This window comes from Vibrio atlanticus, assembly GCF_024347315.1.
GTDB lineage: Bacteria > Pseudomonadota > Gammaproteobacteria > Enterobacterales > Vibrionaceae > Vibrio > Vibrio atlanticus.
In genome coordinates, this window is the sequence record NZ_AP025461.1 from 1,174,701 (window position 1) to 1,198,283 (window position 23,583).

Sequence of the window (23,583 nt, forward strand, 5' to 3'; positions counted from 1 at the left end):
CTTATCTGATAAGTGCTATTAGTTCTTCTGTCGATAATTTCTTGAATTGACTAAGGAACCAAAACCAAAAAAGGCACACCAAGTGGTGTGCCTGTATAAATCGATATACAAATTAATTGGGGGTTATCTTGCAAGAGTTCACAGTGACTAAACTAAGGTTAGGTTAACGAATTAAGGCTAGGTTAACGAATTAAGCCTTCGCTTGCTTAGCGTGTTGTTCAACCGCTTCCGAAGATTGAGTCGATTTTTCGTGAAGCCAAAGCCCCGTTGCTTTCATCAAGTATCCAAAGACACCACCAAGCAGTAAAGATGGCACGACAAGTTGCCAATCGCCGCCTGCTGCAAACGTCGCACAGCAACCAATGAAGGTTCCTGGGATATAACCTAGCCACGCTTGTTTGGCTTGAATACACATAAAGAAAGCGACAACAGCGGTAATCATATAGCCTAATATCTCTAACCCTGCGAAGGTTGAGCTTTCGATAATCACCATTGCCCAGAATACACCTGTCATGTTGGTCAGTAAGCTGCCTGCTAGTCCTTTAACACCGCCTGTTGGCGAAGCAAAATAACTGGTGCAACCTAAGAAACCGGCCCATGACAGCAAGCCGAAAGAGATAGCTATCCATCCCCATAGACCTGACAAAATACCTGTTGTTAATGAAATCGCGACTAATGTACTCATACTATTTCTAAAGCCTAATTACGAAATTCATCGCACCGGATTTAGCCTCACTTAAAATCAAGTAAGCATATTATGGGAAGAACGCCTTCTTTTAGCCGATCATGATCACATTAATAATGTACACGAATGTGCATTTATCACCAGATAGAGACCGGAATCGCTTATTCAACACATTGGGTTATCAGCGTATTATCAAATTACCGTTATAGAACCGACGGCTTACCTTTCATCATGCGCTTGCCTTCTCGCTTAATACATTCAGCAAGTGGGTTTTCTGCCATATCAGCACGCCAAATAAACGAAAGCGTACGTTCCATTTCAAGCTCAGGAACATTCAAAGTAACGAGCTGGCCAGATTCAACAAACTGCTCGACATCGAGATAAGGTAAACACGTTAAATATGGGCCGTTTGCTACCAAACTTCTTAAAACAGGAACGTGTTCATATTCTCGCCAAACATCAAGATCACCAATTAAATGATGAATAGAGCTATCAAAAACTTTGCGAGTACCTGAACCATGTTCACGCAATACCCACTTCGCTTGTTCTAGTTGCGCCAAACTGACACGTTCACGCTTTGCAAATGGGTGATGAGCCGATGCAACCACCGTTAAATGGTCGGTACACCACACTTCTTGATGAACTCGGTTATCGTCGCAGCGACCTTCGATAACGCCAAGGTCATATTGGTAATCTAATACGCCATCTATAACCGCATCGGTACTTTGTACACCAAGCGAGATTCGCATCTCTGGAAAGTCGTTATCAATAATACTGATGAGGTCTGGAACCAGGTGTTCTGCCGGGGTTTGGCTCGCACCGAGTTTGAGCTCTCCACTCAATAAATGCTGCTCGTAAAACCCCATTTCAATTTGCTGTGCATCTTGCAGTAAACGCTTCGCTTTTGGCCTCAGCCACATGCCCCAATGAGTGAGCGCCATTTGCTTGCCCTGCCTTTCAAACAAAGGCCTGCCGAGCATTTTTTCCAACTGTGCAAGAGACATACTTGTCGCCGACTGAGTCAATGCAAGCCTATCAGCTGCCTGACTTACGCTTCCCGAATCTGCTACCGCGTCAAAGACGGCGAGTTGCTTTAATGAATAACGCAAAATCTATCCTTAATTCTTTTAATAACTTATGTCCTGCTGCTCGTTTTTTGTTAAGCCGATGAGCAATCAATTTCATTCTACGCCTAACCAAATCTATATCAATATTTTTGATGTGGTTTCTAAAAATTATCAATTTTACCTCTACCCCCCAACACCCTAATCTGGAATGGCAGGACACAACGAGCCCTGCAAAACATTACTGATTAACCATTACGGATTAACCAAGTCATTAACACTAGGAATTACACATGACGGATTGTTTAAGGGGGGGATATGGCAACCAGCACTTCTGAAAATCAGCAACTGTTCTCGCCAACAGAAATGATGGCGGAAGCCGAGAAATTTGCATTAAGCAAAGCAAATAAAACCAGCAGCATGACATTGAGTTTGGCAATCATGGCTGGCGCATTCATCGGGCTTGCTTTTTTATTCTACATCACGGTGACCACAGGTAGCGCTGATGCAGGATGGGGATTAAGTCGCTTAGCCGGTGGTCTTGCATTCAGCATGGGGTTAATCCTGATTGTTATTTGTGGTGGCGAGCTATTTACCAGTTCGGTGTTATCAAGCATTTCATGGGCTAATAAGCAGATAACCTTCACCAAGATGCTGTCTATCTGGGGCAAGGTATATGTAGGCAACTTTATCGGTGCCATGTTCCTACTGGCTTTGGTAAGTGCAGCAGGCTTATATCAACTGGATGGCGGGCAATGGGGCTTAAACGCTCTAAACATTGCTCAACACAAGCTACACCACAGCCCTGTTCAAGCTTTCGCTTTGGGTGTGCTTTGTAACTTACTAGTGTGTTTAGCAATTTGGTTAACGTTCAGCTCAGCTAACGCCATGACTAAAGCAATGATGACCGTATTACCCGTTGCAATGTTCGTTAGCTCAGGCTTTGAACACTGTGTGGCGAATATGTTCATGGTTCCATTAGGCATCACAATTCAAGCATTCGCACCAGAGAGTTTTTGGATGCAAATTGGCGCAACATCAGCCCAGTATGCAGACCTGAACATCATGAAATTTGTCACTGCAAACTTAATACCAGTGACATTCGGCAACATTGTAGGTGGTGCGGTATTGGTCGGCTTAGCCAATTGGAGTATCTACCGTCGCCCGCAGCTTAAAGCGGCAAAAATTACAGCAATAACTCAAACAACAGAAATTACGTCAGTTAAGGAAACCACTATGAACACTACAACTACTATCAAGCAAATCATGAACACTCAACCAATTACACTGAGCGTAGAAATGCCTACTTCAGTGGCGATTGATTCACTTTTAGATGCTCAACTTGTTAGCGCTCCTGTTTGCGATGTTGAAGGCCGCCTAGTAGGTATCCTCTCTGTTCACGACGTAATGGTTGACCTTTGGTGCCAAGACTACATTCCGACTAAAGGTCAGAAAGTGGTAGACCTAATGAGCCGTGACGTAGTGGCTATTGATGCAAACGACAAACTGGTCGATGTTGCTGAGTTCCTATGTATCGATAAAGAACAACTGTACCCGACAACAAGCATGGGCTATGCCACTCGCCTGACCTCTCTTTCTTTAGAAGAGCGTGCAAAAGCGATGAAAGTAAGCCAACCACATATGCTTCCAGTGCTAGAAAATGGCGTAATGGTCGGTGTGATGACTCGTACTGAAGTTATGCAAGCACTACGTCCAATCTATGGCGACCGCCTAAACGTGGTTCCAAAGGCTGAACTAGAAACGGCTTAACTAGCGACTGTATACAAAGCAAGCGTTTCATTAGAAACAAAGTAACGAATCGTAGGCTGAACTATTAGGGATTAGTCGTTCAGCTAGATAACTCAGTCATTGCAACGTTGACTGGCAGAGGTAAATGGTGGCTTAAGACGCAGTAAAAGGTTTGACACAAAACAGACCTAAACGCGTGGCCATTTACCTCAATAAAAAAGGCGCAAAGTGAAAACTTTGCGCCTTTCTCTATATTCTAGCTGCTTTGCTACTTTCCATATTACTATATAACTGGCTAACAGCCGCCCTATCTCGTATCGACTAGATTTTTGATCTTTCTAAATATGTTGATAGCGATTATGGATAGCTAGATTACTTCTTTACACCTTCAACATGCAGATCCATGTCTACATAGCTTGAAGCGCCCATTACTGGGATATTGAAGTCAGCAAGCTCTAGACGAGTTGTACCAACGAAACCAGCACGCTCACCACCCCATGGGTCTTGACCAGCACCGATGAATTCAGCTTCGATAACGATAGGCTTAGTTACACCGTGAAGTTTAAGGTCACCCATAACTTCAAGTTTGCCGTCGCCTTTATCAACCACTTTTGTGCTGTTGAATGTCGCATCAGAAAACTTACCAGCATTGATGAAATCACCGCTACGGATGTGCTTATCACGCTCTGCGTGGTTTGAGTCAAGGCTAGTTGTATCAACCGTTACGTTGATTTTAGACGCTTCAACGTTGCTCTCATCAAATGAGAAGTCACCTGAGAATGTGTTAAAACGACCTTGGATAAAGCTGTAACCTAGGTGGCTAACTTTGAAGTTAACTGAAGCATGCGCACCTTTTGTATCAATCACGTAATCAGCGGCGTTCGCAGCGAAAGGCATTGCCATAGCAAATGCTAATCCTGTAGCGATAATTGACTTTTTCATTTTGAAGCTCCTATCATTTTTCGTAGCGTATCGTCTTTGTCGATAACGTGGTGTTTTATCGCCGCTAAGGCGTGCACTGATGCCATAATGATCAGTACCCATGCAGCATAGTAGTGAACCGTTCCTGCGAGATCAGATTGGTTTACAAATAGTTCACCCATACTTGGTACAGTGAACCAATTGAATACCTCGATCCCACGGCCATCTGATGTCGAAATCAAATAACCTGAAATAAATAAAACCGCTAAGTTAATGTACATAAATCCATGAGCGATCTTCGCCGCTACAACTTCATAGCTTTTACCTTCCACATTAGGTGACGCGGTAACTAGCTTCCAAAGCAAGCGGATAATGGTAACGGCAGCCAAAAGAATGCCTACCGAACGGTGGTAGTCTGGTGCTGTTTTGTACCACTCACTATAGTAAGAAAGATCAACCATCCATAGGCCTACACCAAATAGGCCAAATATTGCGAGTGCTGAGATCCAGTGCATTGCTCTTGCTAGAGGATTGTAATTTTTGACGTTGTTGTTCATGCATCTCTTCCGAATGTTAACGTGTCGTGTAGTTTTGAAAAGCGTACCCTACACCAAGTTTGCGTAACATATTATTTACCAAGTTTTACATTAGTTACATCATTTCAAATGAAACGAGTTATTCAAAAATTTTGAACAAGTTGCTTTATGGACAAATTTCTTTGTCGAACAATCGCTTGCTGAGTTATATTTCAACGATTTGTTCAATTTCATAGAGCTCATCTGATATGTCTAACATCTTACGTTCCATCACTTTTTGAGCGTCTTCTATCCCCTTGTTGTAATACACGGCTCCAAACTTTTTACTGATGAAGTCGACTAAGAATTCAGTGTCGAACTGACCAAGCTCTACATCGAGCTCATCTTGTAGGTACTTTTGAAGTGTATGAGTGAGTTCGGATTTTTGCTTTGAATCTAATTGAATGGTCATGGGTGTTTCCAAATAAAGAGTATGTAGAACAATTGTGATTAGCCGACTAAGCTATAATTTCGTTAGCTCACTGAAACTCTGCCAATCAGTTCAAGTTTTCTAACTAGCTATAATTCCTCATAATTTAGTTTACAGACCAGTAGAGTGCCAGTGCTATCCATAAAATCGCTCAGTAATGGTTAATTTTGATAGAGGGATCAAGAACTCGCACTTTGACAATAGGTAATGCCGCCGAAATTACCGTACTATTGCCCATCAATAAGATAGCAACCGTGTATAAGAGGCTTCATTGTTATTAGATCTGGTGATTAAAAGCGTCAATCAGTTTCAAGACGATTGCTTGAAACTTTGTGAGCGTCATTACCCTACCGTACACAATCAAGGGATCAGTGAACATCACATAGGCAAAGCCTTTGCCCGACGAATGGAGCACACTTTCGTTAGCTTCAATCATGCAAGCAACGTAAGCCCACTAGAAATGCTCTCTTCTGGTGAAACGCCACGACACTTCCGAATCTCTTCTGAAATTGGTACCGTTTGGATGATTAGCCACCATATGGTGAGCGCAGGAAAGACTTGTCGTAAAAAGTTGATGTTGGACATTCATAACTGGCAGCAAGAGTACGGATTTGCCATTCAACCCAATGACCTATTGATCATTGTCTCCGACCATTGGATAAGTCGAAGCAAAAACAGTGGTGAACTCTTGCATTGGTGGATGGGGGAACTCCCAGACCAGATTAGCGACTACAGCCTACAAGGTATCACGCTAAGAGAGAGTGATACTCAATTCGCAGATGATTTAAATAGTAACTTCAAAATCAGTCCGTGTTTTATCCGATTCGCTCACCCGCTAAAACGCTCTGGAAATCAACAACTAGTTCGTAAATACCTGCAACTTTATGCGGTAATACAATGGCAGTAAAATACAAAACAATTTTCAATTTGATATATAACGTAAATAATTATACCTACACTTTTATTTTATAAAATAACACCTGTATTCTACTCATTTATTATCCGGGTTCTCCAGTTTACTAATTAATAACTTAACAACCTCAATATTAATTTTGAGAGACAGACATCATTTTTGTGTAACCACGAAGATCTATTTATTTTATTATTTTGATACTCCCCCAGAATGTAAGCCTTTAACCATATTTATTTCAGGTGTATACGTGTTAAGGCTTTATATTGATAGGGTTGATATGATATAGGTTACTCAGACATCAAATTCACTGAACCCATTAAACAAGCTAAGCAATATATATCCTTGATACATAATGACGTTTATCATCCTTGTTTTTCGCTGACTTTAATTATTTAGATGTTACCGTGACAAATTAATTTTTATTAATTGACAATTTATCAACACCTGTCAATATTATGACAACTGTGACGTATATTCTCGTCACTGAATAAACACCTTTTATTAGCGATTATGATTTTATCAGACAGAAGTGAATTTATTAGTTGTATATCTGTGGATGCCGATATGCAGTTTATTGCGAAATACCAAGACTTAACACTTACAAGTGTCTACCAACCTATATTTGATTCTTCTTTGACTCAGATAGGTGTAGAGGCTTTGGTTCGTATTTCCAATTGTAAAGGTGATATCGTTCGCCCAGATCACTTCTTCCATTCAGACGAAACCTCATACACAGACAAAATCAACGTAGAGAGACTGAGTCGAGCCATTCACATCCGTAACTTCGCACAATCGACGGTCCGTCACTTAAACCTTTTTTTGAACGTTCTTCCAAACGTGGGTGAGTTGTTTGCCTCTGAAAAAGTAAAAGACACTCTGTTAGCTAAACGTCTTCACGAGCTTAACTTATCGTGCGAACAAATCGTCATGGAGTTGGTCGAACTTAATGTAGAAAGTGAAGAACGTTTAAAAAACGCGGCCCACTCACTTGCAGATAATGGTTTTCAAATCGCGGTTGATGACTTTGGAGCACAGGCGTCAACAGAGCAACGTGTTCGCCATATCACTCCTCATATCATCAAAATCGATCGCTCTGTGATGTTGGATTTTGAAAACGGTGATACTCGAAAAATGGAGTTAGTAGTTAAGCTTGCCAACCAAATCGGTGCAAAGACGGTCATCGAAGGGATAGAAACCCAACAGCAACTGACTGCGATGCAAAGTTTAGGCTTCGATATGTATCAAGGCTATCACTTAGCCATGCCAAAGCCGATTGAGTTGGATATCCGCCTAGCAATCTAGAATCTAGACCCTATTCTCTATTATACCGGAAGCCGCTTTACCATTGGCTAACGACTTTTATAATACCTATCTTTTAAAACGATCCTTGTTAAGGCACGCATTGCTATCGCAACGTCCTCTTAGTTCGGACCTATCTTCGTCTTGTTTTATCAAACCATATCCGTAAAAAAGCCCAGTCAAAATTGACTGGGCTGGCTTAAAAGAATCTGTTTTATATCAATCCCTAATAACCCGCAGTGGACGGTTTGATTCTATATAGAATGGCGAACATCACTGGTACTACTATTAGCGTTAGTACTGTAGCAAAGCCTAAGCCTGCCATGATGGTAATCGCCATCGAGCCGAAAAATGCATCGAATACCAAGGGAATCATGCCCAAGATAGTCGTTAGTGCTGCCATAGATACCGGTCGTACACGACTGATCGCGCTGTCGATAACCGCTAGATATGGGTCTTTGCCTGTTGAGAGTTCAGTGTTTATCTGGTCAAGCAGGACGATACCATTTTTCAAAATCATGCCACTTAAGCTCAGTAAGCCTAGGAAAGCCGTGAAACTGAATGGCATATTAGTCCCTAGCAGACCAATCGAAACACCAATGATAGAAAGTGGTACCGTAAACCAAATCACAAGCGGCTTACGAACCGAGTTAAACAAAAGCATGGTAATAATAAACATCAGCAAGTAACCCATTGGTAGTGAACCAAATAGAGATTCTTGTGCATCTTTAGAGCTTTCGTATTCGCCGCCCCAACTGATGCTGTAACCTTCTGGTAGAGCCAATGCTTCTACTTGTGGTTTCACACGAGCAAACAAACTCGCGGGTGTTTCATCACCAAGTACATCGTGGTCAGCCAATACGGTTAGCGTACGCTTTCTATCACGACGTTGAATCAGTGGCTCAGACCATTGAAGCTCAACCCCATCGATCACTTGTTCTACGGGAATGTAGGTTTGCAGTGATGGGCTCCAAATCTTCACATTGTTCAGTGATTCAAAGTCAAAACGCTCTTCTTCAGGTAAACGCGCAACGATAGGTAACATATGAGTACCATCACGCAGTAAACCGATGTTGTAGCCACCAAACGCCATTTGTAACGTTTCAGAAAGGTCAGTTTTTGAAATGCCAAGACGACGTGCCTTTGACTCGTTAAATAGCGGCACTAGCTCTTTAGTGCGTTCACGCCAGTCGTGACGAACATTTCGTGAGCCTGGATCAGCAAGTAAAACGTCTTCGACTTCAACTGCAATACTACGCAATACTTTAGGGTCAGCACCGATAATACGCGCTTCAATTTTTGAAGCTGGTGATGGACCAAACTCAATCAATTTGAACTGGAACGTTGGTTGTTCAAATTCGTTTGCTAAGTCTTTGTCTAACGCCGCTAGAGCCTTAAACATGGTGTCGCGGTCAGTCGTTCTTACTTGCAACTGGCTGTACGCTTCGTAGCTTTTCTCTGGTTGGTATGTCAGCGCGAAGCGTTGCATGCCTTGGCCAACTGTTGTGGTTACAAACTCAACGTCGTCTTGCTGGCGAATGTAGCTTTCAACCTTTTCAGTTTGCTTAATGGTTTCACGAACATCTGTGCCCTCTGGCATCCACATATCGACGTAAAACATTGGCGTGTTTGATGGTGGGAAGAACTGTTGCTTCACCATACCAAAACCAACAATCGAACCAGCTAGCATAGCAATCATACTGACGACAGTTAGCCATCGGAAGCGCAATGCAAATTTCAGAGACGCGCCGAATACAACGAACAGAATACCTTTGTATGGGTCTTCGTTCTCATCGACCTTGTCTTCTTCTTTAAGCAACATCTCGGCAAGGAACGGCGTTAGCGTTAGTGCTGTTACCCAACTCAAAAACAGTGAGAAACACAGTACCCAGAACAGCGAACCCATGAACTCGCCTGTCGCATCTTTCGACAAACCAATCGGTGCAAACGCTGTGATAGCGATAATGGTTGCACCTAACAGTGGCCATTGTGTTTGCTTCACGATGTCTTTCGCTGCTTGAAGCTTAGTCTTTCCTTTCTTTAAACCAACCAGAATACCTTCAACGACAACAATCGCGTTGTCCACCAGCATACCGAGCGCGATGATCAAAGCACCCAGTGAGATGCGGTGCAGTTCGACATCGTTGTAGTCCATAAGAATGAACGTACCGAATACGGTCAGTAGAAGGACTAAACCGATAATCAAACCACTGCGTAAACCCATTGCGAACAGCAGAACAATAATAACGATGGCTACCGCTTCAACTAGGCTGATTAAAAAGTCAGCCACTGATTTGTCTACTTCTTGCGCTTGGTTGTAGAAATAGTTCAGTTCTACACCCGCTGGTTTAATACTTTCTAGGCGATCCAGTTCCGCATCCAATGCTTTACCTATTTCAACCACGTTTACGCCTGAAGAGAACGCAATACCTAGGTTGATCGCTGGTTTGCCGTTGTAAGTTAATACATTGCCCGGTTTTTCTTGAATACCGCGAGTGACCTCAGCAACATCTTTCAAACGAATCAGATTGCCAGTGTCACGACCATGAATGATTAGGTTTTCTAGCTCTTCAACTGTGCTCAGCGTACCGTTAGGTTTGATCGTTAGGCTTTGGCCATTCAACATTACCTCACCTGCCGATACCACACTGTTTTGTTGTGCTAACAGTGACGTTACCATCGACATATCTAAGTTCAGCGCTGCTAAACGCTCAAGCGACATCTCAACAAACAGTTGTTCTTGTTGATCACCTGCAATGCTTACTTTACCGACACCGTCGACCAGTTCGATTTCACGCGTTAGGTAATCTGCGTACTGTTTCAGCTGGACATAATCGTAGCCATCACCGGTCAGCATGATCATCACACCAAATACGTCACCAAAATCATCAATGATCTGAACTGAGTTAACACCACTGGGTAGTGTTGGCTGTAGATCGTTGATCTTACGGCGCATTTCATCCCAGATTTGTGGTAGCTCGTCTGGACCGTAGTCCATCTTCATGCTGACCATAATTTGAGACATGCCATTCGATGAGGTCGATGTGATCTTGTCGATATAAGGGAGCTGTCTTATCTCTTTCTCAAGTGGGTAAGTCAGTTCTTCCTCAACTTCCATTGACGTAGCGCCAGGGTAAGTTGAAATAATCATTGCATCTTTAATGGTAAAAGCTGGGTCTTCTAAACGGGATAGGTTGCCAAAAGACGACACACCGCCAATGGCCAAAATGACTAGAAACAGCCAGCTGATTACTTTGTTTTTTATTGAATATTCTGCGATGTTCATTCTGCTTTTCCTGACAATTCGATTCCGTCACGGAGTTTTCTTAGATTCGAGTTTACGAGTCGATCACCTTGCTCAACACCATGAGCGATTAATGCGCCTTGGCCACTGATTTTGTCGACTTCTACTTCGCTTTTGAATGCTTGTCCGTCTTCCATTTTCCACACATAGAACTGATTAGCTTCAGAGCCCGCTTCTAGCGTTGTCATTGGTAACTGGTAACCTTGAACATCACTCAGACCCGCTTTCGCCATATCCACATTGACCGTAACGCTCGTGCCCGGCAGAATTTCACTTTCAGGCTGCTGCATCTGCATCCAAAACTCGTAGGTACGTGATTGTGGGTGCAATTCGCTAGTGTGCTCTAGATACGTCAAAGGATATTCCCCCGAGTGACCTCCAAAAGTTGCTTGGGGGCGGTAACTGCTCGAACGCATGTCTGGGCTGATCGACGCCAAAATAGAATCTGACACTTGAATTCGCACATACACCTTATCGTTCTGGTACACACTCAGGAGTGTTTCTCCAGGAGTCGTGTTTTCGAATCGTTGCTTATCTACGGTTGAAACGGTTCCTGAGAATGGCGCTAAAAGCTCTGTGTAACTTAACTTGCGTTTTGCTGCCGCCAAATTCGCCGATGCTAGTTTGTAGTTCGCAGTCAGTTGGTCGTGTTCTGATTGCGATAACATCTTGCTGCCAAACATCTCCGTACCACGGGCCAACTGTTTGCTCGCCAGTTTGAATTGAGATTTAGCATCAGTTAGATCTTGAAGGTACGTTGCGTTATCTAAGGTGGCTAATAACTGCCCTTTTTCGACTTTGTCACCGGCTTCAACCAATACTTGTTGAATTTCGCCTGCAAGCTTAAATGCCAACGGTGTAAGTTCTGCAGGCATCACCTGTCCATTAAAACTTCTGAACTGATCAGTCAGCGGCGCGCCAACGTCAAAGGTAGAAACCAATAAAGGCGGTTGTTCACGGTGTACAGCTTCATTGTTACAGGCTTGAAGTAACAAAACCGACGCGACAACAACTGATAATTTTAAAAGGTTCATTAAATACCCCCCTCACGAAGCCAAGCTTTTACTTGCTGTCCGTCAGATAACACATCCACACCTGCTTCAACGATAAGATCACCAGAAGAAAGACCTTCTATAACTTTACCTTGCTCATCAAGCAGGACTTGTACTTTAGAAATCGAACGAGAGTCTGGGTTATAGCGCCATAGCTCGCCATGGTCAGCTTGTTTGGTTAGCCAAGCTGAATCAACAATGCCAATACCGTAGTCTGACTTGCTCTTCTGAACTTCAACTTGCGCTGTCATTCCAGAAAGTAGATTGATGCCTACCGGCTTGTCGATAGATACAACCGCTTGGTAGCTGTTGGTGTCTTCATCTGGTTGTGTAGAGATCTCTTTAAAACGCGTTGGGATACGAATACCGCGGTGGCTATCCATTACAACCCACATGTTTGAGCTCGTTAGGTCTTGAATAGAGCGGTCTTCAAGCTTAGATACCGGAATAGAGAACGTCACATCCATTTCACTGTGATTCAAAATATTAAGAACTGGCTGCTTTTCAGCAATTAACTGATATTGCTTACCAAACACCATCGATACCACGCCATCGAATGGAGCAACTAATGTGGTGTAACCAAGGTTTGTTTTTGCTTGTTCCAACTCAACGTCAGCGGCAGTAAAGGTGTTGACGGCTTGGTCGTAGTAATCGGTACTGACTAACTTTTTCGAATACAGCTCAGAAGCTTGCTTGTATTGGCTGTTCGCCAAGTCAAATTTAGCTTGAGCTGCATCAACGGCAATACGGTAATCCGTCGCGTCTAATACGGCTAGCACCTGACCTTTCTTAACTTCTTGTCCCATACGAACATCGAAAGCTTCGATATCACCACCCACTTGAAATGAAAGCGCAGCACGGTCGGTTGCATCCACTTTTGCGATAAAACTATCAAGCTCGATATCTGCCTGCAGAGGAATCTCAAATAACTTTACAGGCTTGATTACCTTCTCACTTTCCTCTGACTGAACTTTGTTACATCCAGTTAGAGAGCCTGCGAGCAATAGTGCGGCAATAACCACGCCCGTACGCTTGGTCGGTATCGCTTTGATAGACAAATTGGATTGCATGATGCTTCTCCATTTAATTATTATGATTTATTACACAGGTGGGCAGTATATTTATTATTAAAGAATTCTCAAGCTTTACTTTCCACCTGTGCAGTATTTTTTATTTCAAGGAAAACAGTGTAGAATGTGGTAATCAGGTAAATGTAGAAATGAAGATGACTGAAAAGAAACAAGGCAGAAGAAGCGCGAAAGACGCTGAAGAGACGAGATTTTTGATCATGGGTGTAGCTGCGGATATGTTCTGTGAACATGGTTACGACAGCGTTTCTCTTCGTAACATCAGTGAGAAAGCAGGCGTATCTCATAGCCTTATTCGCCACCATTTTGGTAGCAAAGAGACAATTTGGCATGCCATAAGTGATTGTTTACATGATTATTTTCAGTCATACATTGCTAAAATTGTAGAAGAGTTACCAAAAGGCGTCGCGCCAAACATTACTATCTATTTATTCAGTATGCGCCTCTTTAGCAACATGATTCACTCACGCAAACCGATGCAACTTATCACCGACTCTGTTCGCCAAAAAGACAACTTGGTCGATTACTTTATCGACAATGTTGGTGATATCGAAAAACAAATTAATATGTTGGCAGATGAATATAATGATGCGAATCCAGATAATTTGATCAACATTTATGAAATTAAATGGCAAATGATCATGTATGCGCACGGAGCGGTATGCCTTACTCCTTTCATGGAAAGCACATGGAATGAAGGCGACATGCAATCGACACCTGAAGAAGCATTGTTAAATCATTGGCAATTGTTCAACAAGCAAATGATCAGCACCTTCAATATCAGTGATGAATGGGTATTGAATACGAGTTCGATTGAAGAGCTTATTTATGAAGTCCCTTGTGTGTGGAAATGCGAACACTAGCAAAAAAAACTCTAAAATCGCGGCTTCAAGTTTCACGCTTAGTGCTTAATGCTTAATGCTTAATGCTTAATGCTTAGTGCTTAAAACGAAAACGAAAATGCCCCGCTACAGAATATATCAGTAGCGGGGCATTTTTATGTCTGAGTGAGTCTGTTTATGTTTTAAACGATTCAACCAGTAGCAGGTTTAGCGACGCGCTTTACCGCGATTTTGGTGAATCTTAAGTTTCGCTTTCATCTTACGTTTTTCTGATGAACGACTTTTACTGCGACCACCTCGATCGGGGGCTAGATCTTTTTCTAGGCTTGGTTCAAAACCCTCTAGCCACTCTTGAGGCAAGCGAGTATCAAGTAAGCGTTCAATGTCACCCAGAAGATAAGCTTCATCCTGGCTCATCAAAGAGATCGCTAAACCACTGTTGCCAGCACGGCCAGTACGACCAATACGGTGAACGTAGTCTTCCGCTTTAAATGGCATATCGTAATTCACAACTTGTTCTAGCTGCTGGATATCAATACCTCGAGCTGCCACGTCGGTTGCAATTAACGCGCGTACTTTGCCTGATTTGAAATCATCCAGTGCTTTTTGGCGCGCACCTTGGCTCTTATCACCATTGATTGATGCCGCTTTAATGCCATCTAGCTTAAGCTCTTTAACTAGAGCATCGGTACCCTGCTTAGTCTTAGTGAACACCAACACTTGTTGCCAGTTCTTTGAGCCAATCAAATAAGCCAATAATTCACTCTTGCGCGATCTATCAACGGGATAAACCATCTGGGTAACGGTGTCAGCGGTACTGTTTTTAGGCGTCACTTGAATTTCGCTTGGCGACTGCATCATCCGATGTGCCAGAGCTTTAATTTTGTTATCAAACGTCGCAGAGAAGAACAGAGTCTGTCGCACCTCATTCATACGAGAAAGAATGCGTTTGATATCAGGCATGAAACCCATGTCTAGCATGCGGTCTGCTTCATCCAGTACCAACACTTCAGTGTGGCTCAACATGATGTTCTTAGTGAACATATGGTCGATAAGACGGCCAGGAGTCGCGACAAGAATATCAGCTCCCCCGCGTAGGTTTTCAGTTTGAACCTTCATACTAACGCCGCCGTAAGCCACCACGACTTTGATGTCGGTGCCCTTTGCGTAGCTGGTTACGTTATCGAAAACCTGTTGCGCTAGTTCACGTGTTGGTACCAACACAAGCGCACGAACTAGCTTCGGGTTTGGAATAACGTTATCTTTTGTCTCGATTAATCTTTGGATAATTGGCAAACCAAATGCGGCCGTTTTACCTGTACCCGTTTGAGCACCAGCCAATACATCTTTGCCTTCTAATACCAATGGAATCGCTTGCTCTTGAACACTGGTAGGAGCCGTAAAGTTAAGCTCTGACAACGTAGCAAGAAGATGCTCAGATAATCCAAGTTGGTTAAAAGATTTTGTAGATTCAGACATAGTATGATGCTCAAAGATTAAATAGGCGCGGATTGTAGCAAACCTGCATTACGCTGTTTACCTTTCCTTTTGATTTTTCTTCATTTGAAGCGAATTAAACTGCTTCGCTTCTTCTAAAACACTAGGATAAAGCTCATTAAAGTGACACTGCAACGTGTTGTAGTGCTGTTCTAGGTCGTGATAGCAAGACTTAAGCATCCCAAGCTTTGGCCGTCTCAAAGCCATGCGTTGCAATACCACCTCAATGGAAGACATGTCTTGATAACTTAGCAACCAACGTTGTTCTGCCATTTTCTGGTGAACAGTAATGAAGTGCTCAGGCCAATGAGGCTCTTGGTGTTCAAAGATCTGTTGATGGCTGTCTACGCAAAAGCGCTCAAGTGATTGCGTTGAGAACTGAGCCCAATGATTGGCTAAGCAGTGATCCCAAAATACATCGAGTGCGATAGGTGCAAAGCGTCGTGTTTGGTGTGAGAAAAGCGATTTTGCAGAACGAGACACATCATGAAGATCAGTATAGCTATCAACGAATCGATGAAGTCTTATTCCGTCTGAAAGTGAGTTTGAATAGTACTTACTAGGGTCGCCTTTAACGAAGTCACCTAACAGATTACCCGCTAAGTTACTTTTACAATGCTTGGCGATGTGGAGGTGTGCGAGAAAGTTCATTGAACCTCATTAAAGTATCGAGAACTAAGTAACATGGTAAACGTACTCGTTTATCTTCGCGAACTTTAATGAGGATAGTTTTGTTATGACGTGTGAGCGAATGAGGTTTGCTCAGTTTAAGAATTGTTTAATTTGAGAACGTTGAACTACAGAAACCTTTGGTTCCGTAACACTTAGTTTAAAACCTAATTAAAGATCTTAAAAACTTAGTTCGAAGACTTGAAAAGCTCTTCTGCTAATTGTTTAACCGTCTGTTCATAGTCAGATAAATCGATACCAATTTCCATAGCATCTAACAACTCTAGACTTTCGTCATTATAAGATTGGTCACTCATAGTGCCCCCTCTATTCCTTGGTGTGGACATGTTGTCCGATTAACTAGTGCACCATCTTGGACTTATATTATGTCACTTTGATGAACGCACTCTACTCTACCCATTCCATATTTATAGCTTGAAGCTACTCGCGATCATTAGCGCTTGTTTACGCTAAAGGGGCATACGCGAACGACATATGTACTGCCACCTTACACCAATTACAACAAATTACCCTATAAGTTTTGAAGCAAATCACACTCAAACGTTTGCTTAAGCATTTTTAGTTCCTTACGCACCAATCGCCGTACATATTTATATACAGTGGATATTTTTAATTACATTAAACATTGCATTTGGAATTAAACTCAATCAGAATACTTAAAAATCGAGATATTCTTTGGGTTTATGCGCTTAAGCTAGAAGAATCACAATGAAAATACACCCTAACGTAAAGAATTATATACAATGAATAAATCAAAGGTTTTCGGTAGTACTTTGATCATTGCAGGCACCACTATTGGTGCTGGCATGCTCGCTCTTCCACTTGCTTCTGCAGGTATTGGCTTTTCAACCTCACTTTTTCTAATGCTTGGCTTATGGGCTCTAATGGCCTTTACTGCTTTGTTAATGGTAGAACTACATCAATTCGCTGATTCTGACGCAACCCTACACACGCTAGCTGACAAAATTTTAGGGACAAAAGGTAAGTGGATCGCTAGCTTTGCAGTTATGTTCCTTTTCTACGCTCTGTGTGCAGCTTATATTGCAGGCGGTGGTGCGCAGTTTAATCAACGTATCTCGGATATTTCAGGCATTGAGCTTAATGGCCAAATCACAACCCTTCTATTCACACTGTTAGTTGCTGGCGTTGTGACGATTGGTACGCACAGTGTTGATAAAGTTAACCGCGTTTTATTCGGACTTAAACTGATTGCGATGGTACTGGTACTCAGTTTCCTTGCACCAAACATCACCTCTCAATACCTAATGAGCATGCCTTTGCATCAAGGCCTGATTGTTGCTGCGATACCGGTTGTGTTTACCTCTTTTGGTTTCCACGGCAGCATCCCTTCAATTGTTCGATACCTGGATGGTGACGTTCGCTCTTTACGTAAGGTCATGATTATTGGCTCTGCACTGCCTTTGGTCATCTATGTTTTCTGGCAGAGTGTTACGTTGGGTGTGGTTAGCCAAGAGCAATTATTGTCTGATACTAGCTTGGGTGCGCTTCTAGTCTCACTATCGCAAACTGTTCATCAATCAAACTTAAGCTTGATCGTGGGTGTATTTGCTGACCTTGCACTTCTTACTTCTTTTATTGGCGTGAGCTTGGGGTTATTTGAATTCATGGGGGACTCTCTAAGCAAGAAACTAGGCAATGCCAAACGCGTTAAGACGGCCGCTATCACTTTTTTACCACCATTAGGTTTTGCCTTGTTCTACCCACAAGGTTTTATCATGGCTTTGGGTTACGCTGCCATTGCACTTTCAGTGCTCGCAATTCTGCTGCCGACAGTAATGGTATACAAAGTTCGTTACACAGATTTAATAGTAAAACCTCACGCTACAGAATCAACTTACCAAGTGTTAGGTGGAAGCAAAGCGCTGTTTTTAGCGGGTAGCGTTGGCGTGTTTATCATTGCAATTCAAATCCTTATTTCAGTAGGGTTATTACCATCATTAGGCTAATAAACCCATCGAGAGCAAAAATACTTGATTGATGTCTCATGAACGATATATTGCTATCATTAATTTTCATAATTAGTCGATCGAAATCACATTTTTATTGAGGTCGGTTATTTAGAGTCCACGGTAAAGGATTTACCGTGGAGTTTTTATGAAAGAAGTACAATTTAGAACGATAGACAAACTGTTTATTAAAATGTCTATTAACGACAAGTTTTGGGTCATTTTCTTGATCTTTTTTGCCGCTGTGGCAAGCCTCGCTGGCCTCAACTACGTCAACAATATGGAACAAATTGACGCGAGTGCAAAACAGCAGGTTGAATATCAGTTGCAAGGCATTTTATCAGCGTCAGATTCCCCAGCTTCGGTTCGTTCTATTAGCCAACAAACACGCCTTCAAGAAACCACTATTTCAAACACGGGTTCGGTGACTGCTACGGCACTGGCACAAGATGGCAACTACTACTCTCTTACCGTTTCAACTACTGATACACAGAACCAAAAGCAGCAAGCTCTGTACACATTATTACTCAGTCTTTTATGGTGTTTGCCTTTTGGTCTTTTCTGTTACTGGGTTGCAACCTTCCTAGGTGGCGCACTTTGGGTTCTTTACTCAACCACTCAAAAGATTGGTGATGGTGATTTAACATCTCGCCTTGGCTTCCATCCGGGCCGAGATGAGTTTGGTACGATTGGTTGCGCCCTTGACCGTTCAATGGATACGCTAAGTGAACTAGTCAATAACGTAAACCAAAACGCAGCGACACTGAGTGAAACGTCAGCTTCTTTCGAAAAAGAGATGAAGCGCAGTGAAACACAGATTATGAGCCAGAATTCATCTCTAGACTCTGTTGCAACGGCAATGGATCAAATGACGGCATCAGCCAATGAAGTATCTAATATCTCTGCGCGCTCTACAGAGCAAGCAGAGCAAGATGCTCAACAAATCAATGATAGCCATGCTATGGTTCAGCAAGCAATCTCAGAGATAACCACCCTTTCTTCTTTGATTGAGCAAACCTCGTCTTCTGTTACGAGCTTGAATGTAAATACAAGCCAAATCAACGAAGTCATCACCACGATCAACGCAATTTCAGAGCAAACCAACTTACTTGCGCTAAATGCCGCGATTGAAGCAGCTCGTGCGGGTGAGCAAGGTCGTGGTTTCGCCGTTGTTGCTGATGAAGTGAGAACGCTTGCTAGCAGAACTCAATCCGCTACAGTTGAGATCCAAACGATGATTGAACGCTTACAGCAAGAGAGTCAAAATATTGCTAAGATCACGGTGCAAACGGTTGATCAAGCGCAAACCAGTAGCCAACTCATTTCACATATCGGTGATGACGTAAACTCGATTGCAGATTCCGCACAAGCGCTAATTGACATGAGTCTACAAATAGCAACGTCAGCTGATGAACAAAGCAACGTAGCGAATACCATCGCTGCTGAGCTTAATGATATACGAGGCCAATCAGACGTAATCAAAGATGTCGCTCAAAACTCTTCAAAGGGCGTATCTAAGCTGACTGAAGCATCGGTTTCTCTGTCTCAAACTTTGGCAAGATACCGCACTTAGCACTTGGCACTTGGCACTTGGCAAATAACTATCAACTATCAACTATCAACTATTTGCACTTAATGCTTAATGCTTAATGCTCAGAATTAAGAACAAACCTAAGAAGGACTCATATAGAGTCCTTTTTTATTGGTGCTGATTAATAACTATGGTAAAACCATACTCCTCAGTTATTAACATGAAGTAAGTCGCAAAGGAGGGATTAAGAGGAGCCAAAACTGTCTAATAATCGAGCTTAGGGGTAATCTATTTGAACGGGTCTTATTTTCGCTTACCCTTTTGCTGCAGGTGACACATAATGAATAAAACAGATGCACCATACACCGACGACATCACATGCCCTTTATGCCAACATGACGAATATCTACTTTCAGAAAGTGGAGAGAAGTTCACTTGTGCTGCATGTGGTTTCCACACAACACAATTAAGCAAAGTAGTCAGCCTTCAATTAGGCTTTACCCCACCAAAGCTCCAGAGTGCGGTATACCACCACTTGAGCAGCGCTTGCCATTAATCCAAATCGATATTTCTTCCAAACTGTAAATATCCTGAGCCGCTAGCTCTGCTATGTCGGCTTCGGTATTATCACTCAATGAACCTTCAAACGTTGGTCGCAATCTAAAAGATTGAATACCCGCACGAACCCCTGCTTCAATGCCTTTCACCGTGTCATCAACATAAATACATTCGTTTGGTAAAAAGCCCATATTCATTGCGGTATACATGATCAGGTCGGGCTCCGGTTTCCAGCTATTGGCATCAAAAGCTGAAAATACTTTGCCTTTGAAGTCGTCGAGCATTCCTGTCATTGCCAATGAGGATTCAACTCGATATTTAGGCGCATTGGAAGCGATACAAAACTCAATGTCTTGTTGCTTGAGGAATTCAATAAGCTCAATAGCACCATCCATCGGCTTTAAATGGCGTTGGAACAAGGCTTCTAATTCAGTGCGATAAAGCGGCTCGAGTGTATCGATGGAGATAGATAGCCCTAAACGTGCTTGCGTATCCATTAAGATGTCAGCTAGCTTCCCACCTTGAAAGTGCACATAGCAGTCATTAACGCTTAACTTAGCCCCAAAGCCAGAAAACACATTCACTAAGGCTTGGCAACACAGCTTCTCGCTATCGATGAGTGTTCCATCACAATCGAAAATTACACATTTAGTTTGTTCTAACCGCATAGCTCTCTCACTCGCATTGAATTCAAGTTTTATCCTATAGTGTTCTTTCAATACGCGTGATGATTAAGGTAACACTTTACCTATCGCCCCTTATTTCTCTACGCGAAATATGCAGTGGATCACTTTATGCTTAACCATAAGCAACAGCACTCACTAAATTAATATACTTTGAGCGTCACCAATCACGACTTTATTTGCCAATAAACCGTTAATTCACGGCCAATTCTTCAATAACAATAGGTTTATCCGTTAATTCAATGCGACATTCAGCGGTGATGGTATCTGGATACGAATCACGGATAGCAACAAACTCGGGTAAGTGGCTCAGTAGTAACTGAGTAAGCTCAGGGTCGAACTGACAGCCGCATTCTCTCTCGAACAAATCGATAACCATCTCTAATGGCCACGGCTCTTTGTAACAACGGGCACTGAGTAGTGCATCAAACACATCCGCGACGGCCGTAATACGGGCAAACAAGTGAATTTCGTCACCCACTTTGCCATTAGGATATCCAGCCCCATCCCAACGTTCATGATGCTCGTTGGCAATGATAGCAGCCAGATTGGTAATATCACCGGCTCCACTCTTCAGTAAGTTATAGCCTGCCGTTGTGTGAAGCTTCATCACTTCCCACTCTTGCTCGGTCAATTTACCTGGTTTATCCAAGATTGATTCTGGGACTGAAATCTTACCCACATCATGCATCGGACTGATGATCTCTATCATCTCGACCTCGCGATGGCTCAAGCCACGATACTTAGCAAGCAACGCAGACAACTTGGCGACACGTTTAACGTGATTACCGGTTTCGCCAGAGCGAGTTTCAATCGCCTCTCCGAGAACATGAATCATATCTTTTTGAATATTCAGTGTTTGTTTCTGGAGTTTTAAGATTCGTTTGCTCTTTTTAGCCAGTTCTTTCTTTTGGCGTAGAGTGACAAATTGCATCAAAATAATCAGGCTCAAACCTGCAATGACCATCGACAATCCCAATAGCAACTGAAAGTTTTTACGAATAAAGGATGAAGGCTCATTAATGAATACAGCCTCATCAGGTAGCGCACTCTCACGGATACCGAAATTTGTCATCGCTGGATAATTGAAAACAAAACGTTTGTTCTCACCTGGAGTTAAAGGTTCGTCGAAACCAAGAGGTAGGTACTTATCGAGCGCCTTAACCGTCTCTTCACCCATGCTTTGAGAGTGATTCACATAGCCACCAAGTACATCTCCCGAAATATAGAACTGCCACAAAGCAAACACTGGAGCAGCACTTGCTTTAGACAAAGTATCCGAAACCTCTTGATAAGTATGATACACGCCTCGATTCAATTCGGTATTGTAATGACTGAGCAAAACCGCGTCATCAGCAGAGATACCTTCCAAAAACTGACGGGTACGCACTAACGATAAATCGCGTATTTCAACCAATGTGATATTAGGGAACTCAGTCATCACGCGATTCATCTCTTTGCGAATTAACTCAGAAGTGACACTGTAATCATTGATGAAATACAGTATTTTTAGGTTAGGTCTTAACTTCGAAATTAGATCAATATTGACGTCTATCTGATCGTTCTCATAAAGCACGGTTGCTCTATCAGACACCGAATACATGTCGGTACTGAAATCGTTAATACCGGCAGCAACGACAGGTGTGGAGCGATCGATCAAACTAGGCAGAGATTCAAGGAAGTTAGCCGCGTTGTCGTCAGTCGCGATTACACCATCAAACTTATAATCTGCATATTTGGTACGTAAGTAGTTTGCGATAGAATCGTAGTACTCAGGGCTATGGACGCGCTTTGAATCCAAATACTCGATTGAGAGTTTAACTTCGGCTTGAGATTGGCTGAACGCACTGTCTATCCCTTTTTGGAAGTCAGCGGTCCACTGATAAGAAGGTTCGTATGAGTGTAAAACTAGGATGCGTTTGATATCCCAGTCATTAGCAAAACTGAGTGAAGAATAAGCGCTAACACACAATACAGCGATTGAGAACAATAGCTTGTACATACAATACCCTTTAAATAAGACGGGGTATTTTACTTAGATTAACGCTTTCTCAAAGAACCTTTAGTTCTCGACCCACACTTTATCGCGAGAAGCATGATCTTGTGCCCAAAAATCAAGGATCTGCTTAGCAAAAGCGTTGATACTTTGACCACTTCCAACCACAACGTCTGAGATTAGCAGAGAATCCTCCGCTTCTGTAACGATAGCGCTCGCTGCTACATCACCATTTTGAGTCCCTATGTATAAGACATGTTCGTCAGATAACATAATCTGACTCAAAAACTCTAACATGTACGCCCTTTCGGTTTCATCTTGGTAAGCGCTGGCTTGGTTAAGTGAAAAAAGTACGGTCAGTTTATGGAAGTCGACTTTATGCAGTTCATCAATTTGGGAAGGTGTTTGATCTTGGGTGAGGAGTTGGTATGTCTTGGACGGGAGTTTGCTTTGATAAAGTTCTCGGCCTAGCAGGCTCTCTTTTGCGGGGTAGGCAATATCGAGTTGACTAAACAGCCATTGGTTTTTCTTCTGTACAATTTCAGGTATTTCGTTATTCATTCTTTTAGTACCTACGGTTAGTATCCCCAAATGTCACAGCTATTTGGAAGACATATATTCGACTGAGGTGCCGAGCTACAAGCACAGAGCATACAGAGCATGACCAAGGCCAACAAGTACTTTAAATGCTTCATATTTTCCATTATCCAACAACATCCTTTAAGAACTTAACGAAAAG

General features: G+C 42.6%; 20 protein-coding genes. 6 read left to right on the forward strand and 14 right to left on the reverse strand.

What is annotated here, in order from left to right:
• Positions 1-190: 190 nt before the first annotated feature.
• Together OCV30_RS20950 and OCV30_RS20955 are read right to left on the reverse strand one after the other, a co-directional pair.
• The gene (locus tag OCV30_RS20950) at positions 191-685 is read right to left on the reverse strand and encodes a DUF1097 domain-containing protein (protein ID WP_012600670.1); all 495 of its coding nucleotides are present in this window, start codon (positions 683-685) and stop codon (positions 191-193) included.
• Between the two features lie 203 nt (positions 686-888).
• Entirely contained in the window at positions 889-1,794 is a 906-nt protein-coding gene (locus tag OCV30_RS20955; RefSeq protein WP_009845304.1) for a LysR substrate-binding domain-containing protein, read from the reverse strand.
• Between the two features lie 273 nt (positions 1,795-2,067).
• Here OCV30_RS20955 and focA point away from each other — a divergent pair, with 273 nt between their 5' ends.
• Positions 2,068-3,519 (forward strand): formate transporter FocA, encoded by a 1,452-nt coding sequence (gene focA, locus OCV30_RS20960; RefSeq protein ID WP_009845303.1) that lies wholly within the window; start codon positions 2,068-2,070, stop codon positions 3,517-3,519.
• Between the two features lie 351 nt (positions 3,520-3,870).
• Here focA and OCV30_RS20965 read toward each other — a convergent pair whose 3' ends face one another.
• The 3 genes from OCV30_RS20965 to OCV30_RS20975 all read right to left on the reverse strand — a co-directional run bounded on the left by OCV30_RS20965 (position 3,871) and on the right by OCV30_RS20975 (position 5,406).
• A complete protein-coding gene (locus OCV30_RS20965; RefSeq protein ID WP_029222775.1) occupies positions 3,871-4,440 on the reverse strand; it encodes a YceI family protein in 570 nt (189 codons plus the stop codon).
• A complete protein-coding gene (locus OCV30_RS20970; RefSeq protein WP_065678994.1) occupies positions 4,437-4,976 on the reverse strand; it encodes a cytochrome b in 540 nt (179 codons plus the stop codon). The genes OCV30_RS20965 and OCV30_RS20970 overlap by 4 nt, the downstream gene beginning before the upstream one ends.
• A gap of 184 nt (positions 4,977-5,160) precedes the next feature.
• Entirely contained in the window at positions 5,161-5,406 is a 246-nt protein-coding gene (locus OCV30_RS20975) for a DUF2164 domain-containing protein (RefSeq protein ID WP_017059821.1), read from the reverse strand.
• Between the two features lie 289 nt (positions 5,407-5,695).
• Between OCV30_RS20975 and OCV30_RS20980 the strand changes: the two genes are divergently transcribed.
• Both OCV30_RS20980 and OCV30_RS20985 read left to right on the forward strand, forming a co-directional pair.
• On the forward strand, positions 5,696-6,331 hold the full coding sequence (locus OCV30_RS20980; protein ID WP_009845296.1) for a hypothetical protein: 636 nt from the start codon (positions 5,696-5,698) through the stop codon (positions 6,329-6,331).
• Positions 6,332-6,901: 570 nt separating this feature from the next.
• Positions 6,902-7,639, forward strand: coding sequence for an EAL domain-containing protein (locus OCV30_RS20985; protein WP_065678993.1), 738 nt, complete (start codon positions 6,902-6,904; stop codon positions 7,637-7,639).
• Positions 7,640-7,862: 223 nt separating this feature from the next.
• On the opposite strand, the gene OCV30_RS20990 is transcribed toward OCV30_RS20985, so the two are convergent.
• The 3 genes from OCV30_RS20990 to OCV30_RS21000 are packed head-to-tail and all read right to left on the reverse strand — an operon-like array spanning position 7,863 to position 13,062.
• Positions 7,863-10,922, reverse strand: coding sequence for an efflux RND transporter permease subunit (locus OCV30_RS20990; RefSeq protein ID WP_065678992.1), 3,060 nt, complete (start codon positions 10,920-10,922; stop codon positions 7,863-7,865).
• Complete coding sequence (locus tag OCV30_RS20995; protein WP_017097948.1) at positions 10,919-11,974, reverse strand: efflux RND transporter periplasmic adaptor subunit; 1,056 nt, start codon at positions 11,972-11,974, stop codon at positions 10,919-10,921. The genes OCV30_RS20990 and OCV30_RS20995 overlap by 4 nt, the downstream gene beginning before the upstream one ends.
• Positions 11,974-13,062, reverse strand: a complete 1,089-nt coding sequence (locus tag OCV30_RS21000; RefSeq protein WP_065678991.1) for an efflux RND transporter periplasmic adaptor subunit — start codon at positions 13,060-13,062, stop codon at positions 11,974-11,976. The genes OCV30_RS20995 and OCV30_RS21000 overlap by 1 nt, the downstream gene beginning before the upstream one ends.
• Positions 13,063-13,211: 149 nt before the next feature.
• On the opposite strand from OCV30_RS21000, the gene OCV30_RS21005 reads away from it, so the two are divergent.
• Positions 13,212-13,943 carry a TetR/AcrR family transcriptional regulator gene (locus tag OCV30_RS21005; RefSeq protein ID WP_065678990.1) on the forward strand — a complete coding sequence of 244 codons (732 nt, stop codon included), beginning with the start codon at positions 13,212-13,214 and terminating at the stop codon, positions 13,941-13,943.
• Positions 13,944-14,129: 186 nt separating this feature from the next.
• Here OCV30_RS21005 and OCV30_RS21010 read toward each other — a convergent pair whose 3' ends face one another.
• The 3 genes from OCV30_RS21010 to OCV30_RS21020 all read right to left on the reverse strand — a co-directional run bounded on the left by OCV30_RS21010 (position 14,130) and on the right by OCV30_RS21020 (position 16,405).
• On the reverse strand, positions 14,130-15,401 hold the full coding sequence (locus OCV30_RS21010) for a DEAD/DEAH box helicase (protein WP_065678989.1): 1,272 nt from the start codon (positions 15,399-15,401) through the stop codon (positions 14,130-14,132).
• Between the two features lie 57 nt (positions 15,402-15,458).
• Positions 15,459-16,070, reverse strand: a complete 612-nt coding sequence (locus OCV30_RS21015; protein WP_065678988.1) for an acyl carrier protein phosphodiesterase — start codon at positions 16,068-16,070, stop codon at positions 15,459-15,461.
• 206 nt (positions 16,071-16,276) lie between these two features.
• On the reverse strand, positions 16,277-16,405 hold the full coding sequence (locus OCV30_RS21020) for a hypothetical protein (RefSeq protein WP_017059831.1): 129 nt from the start codon (positions 16,403-16,405) through the stop codon (positions 16,277-16,279).
• Positions 16,406-16,852: 447 nt separating this feature from the next.
• Between OCV30_RS21020 and OCV30_RS21025 the strand changes: the two genes are divergently transcribed.
• Both OCV30_RS21025 and OCV30_RS21030 read left to right on the forward strand, forming a co-directional pair.
• Complete coding sequence (locus OCV30_RS21025; RefSeq protein WP_065678987.1) at positions 16,853-18,076, forward strand: aromatic amino acid transport family protein; 1,224 nt, start codon at positions 16,853-16,855, stop codon at positions 18,074-18,076.
• A 148-nt stretch (positions 18,077-18,224) separates the two neighbouring features.
• Complete coding sequence (locus OCV30_RS21030) at positions 18,225-19,649, forward strand: methyl-accepting chemotaxis protein (protein WP_017100523.1); 1,425 nt, start codon at positions 18,225-18,227, stop codon at positions 19,647-19,649.
• Between the two features lie 455 nt (positions 19,650-20,104).
• Here OCV30_RS21030 and OCV30_RS21035 read toward each other — a convergent pair whose 3' ends face one another.
• From OCV30_RS21035 to OCV30_RS21045, 3 genes are all read right to left on the reverse strand, one after another.
• Positions 20,105-20,833 (reverse strand): HAD-IA family hydrolase, encoded by a 729-nt coding sequence (locus OCV30_RS21035; protein WP_029222776.1) that lies wholly within the window; start codon positions 20,831-20,833, stop codon positions 20,105-20,107.
• 208 nt (positions 20,834-21,041) lie between these two features.
• Positions 21,042-22,850: an HD domain-containing phosphohydrolase gene (locus tag OCV30_RS21040; RefSeq protein WP_017097955.1), complete on the reverse strand. Its 1,809-nt coding sequence runs from the start codon at positions 22,848-22,850 to the stop codon at positions 21,042-21,044.
• 60 nt (positions 22,851-22,910) lie between these two features.
• Complete coding sequence (locus tag OCV30_RS21045; RefSeq protein WP_029222777.1) at positions 22,911-23,405, reverse strand: hypothetical protein; 495 nt, start codon at positions 23,403-23,405, stop codon at positions 22,911-22,913.
• Between the last annotated feature and the right edge of the window lie 178 nt (positions 23,406-23,583).

Excerpts from the sequence above, each read along its gene's own strand:
- OCV30_RS21005 (WP_065678990.1), top strand. The coding sequence starts at position 13,212 with ATGAAGATGACTGAAAAGAAACAAGGCAGAAGAAGCGCGAAAGACGCT.
- OCV30_RS20990 (WP_065678992.1), bottom strand. The coding sequence starts at position 10,922 with ATGAACATCGCAGAATATTCAATAAAAAACAAAGTAATCAGCTGGCTG.
- OCV30_RS20975 (WP_017059821.1), bottom strand. The coding sequence starts at position 5,406 with ATGACCATTCAATTAGATTCAAAGCAAAAATCCGAACTCACTCATACA.
- OCV30_RS21020 (WP_017059831.1), bottom strand. The coding sequence starts at position 16,405 with ATGAGTGACCAATCTTATAATGACGAAAGTCTAGAGTTGTTAGATGCT.
- OCV30_RS21030 (WP_017100523.1), top strand. The coding sequence starts at position 18,225 with ATGAAAGAAGTACAATTTAGAACGATAGACAAACTGTTTATTAAAATG.
- OCV30_RS21015 (WP_065678988.1), bottom strand. The coding sequence starts at position 16,070 with ATGAACTTTCTCGCACACCTCCACATCGCCAAGCATTGTAAAAGTAAC.
- OCV30_RS20985 (WP_065678993.1), top strand. The coding sequence starts at position 6,902 with ATGCAGTTTATTGCGAAATACCAAGACTTAACACTTACAAGTGTCTAC.
- OCV30_RS21040 (WP_017097955.1), bottom strand. The coding sequence starts at position 22,850 with ATGTACAAGCTATTGTTCTCAATCGCTGTATTGTGTGTTAGCGCTTAT.
- OCV30_RS20970 (WP_065678994.1), bottom strand. The coding sequence starts at position 4,976 with ATGAACAACAACGTCAAAAATTACAATCCTCTAGCAAGAGCAATGCAC.
- OCV30_RS21025 (WP_065678987.1), top strand. The coding sequence starts at position 16,853 with ATGAATAAATCAAAGGTTTTCGGTAGTACTTTGATCATTGCAGGCACC.
- OCV30_RS21045 (WP_029222777.1), bottom strand. The coding sequence starts at position 23,405 with ATGAATAACGAAATACCTGAAATTGTACAGAAGAAAAACCAATGGCTG.
- OCV30_RS21000 (WP_065678991.1), bottom strand. The coding sequence starts at position 13,062 with ATGCAATCCAATTTGTCTATCAAAGCGATACCGACCAAGCGTACGGGC.
- OCV30_RS21010 (WP_065678989.1), bottom strand. The coding sequence starts at position 15,401 with ATGTCTGAATCTACAAAATCTTTTAACCAACTTGGATTATCTGAGCAT.
- focA (WP_009845303.1), top strand. The coding sequence starts at position 2,068 with ATGGCAACCAGCACTTCTGAAAATCAGCAACTGTTCTCGCCAACAGAA.
- OCV30_RS20965 (WP_029222775.1), bottom strand. The coding sequence starts at position 4,440 with ATGAAAAAGTCAATTATCGCTACAGGATTAGCATTTGCTATGGCAATG.
- OCV30_RS20950 (WP_012600670.1), bottom strand. The coding sequence starts at position 685 with ATGAGTACATTAGTCGCGATTTCATTAACAACAGGTATTTTGTCAGGT.
- OCV30_RS21035 (WP_029222776.1), bottom strand. The coding sequence starts at position 20,833 with ATGCGGTTAGAACAAACTAAATGTGTAATTTTCGATTGTGATGGAACA.
- OCV30_RS20995 (WP_017097948.1), bottom strand. The coding sequence starts at position 11,974 with ATGAACCTTTTAAAATTATCAGTTGTTGTCGCGTCGGTTTTGTTACTT.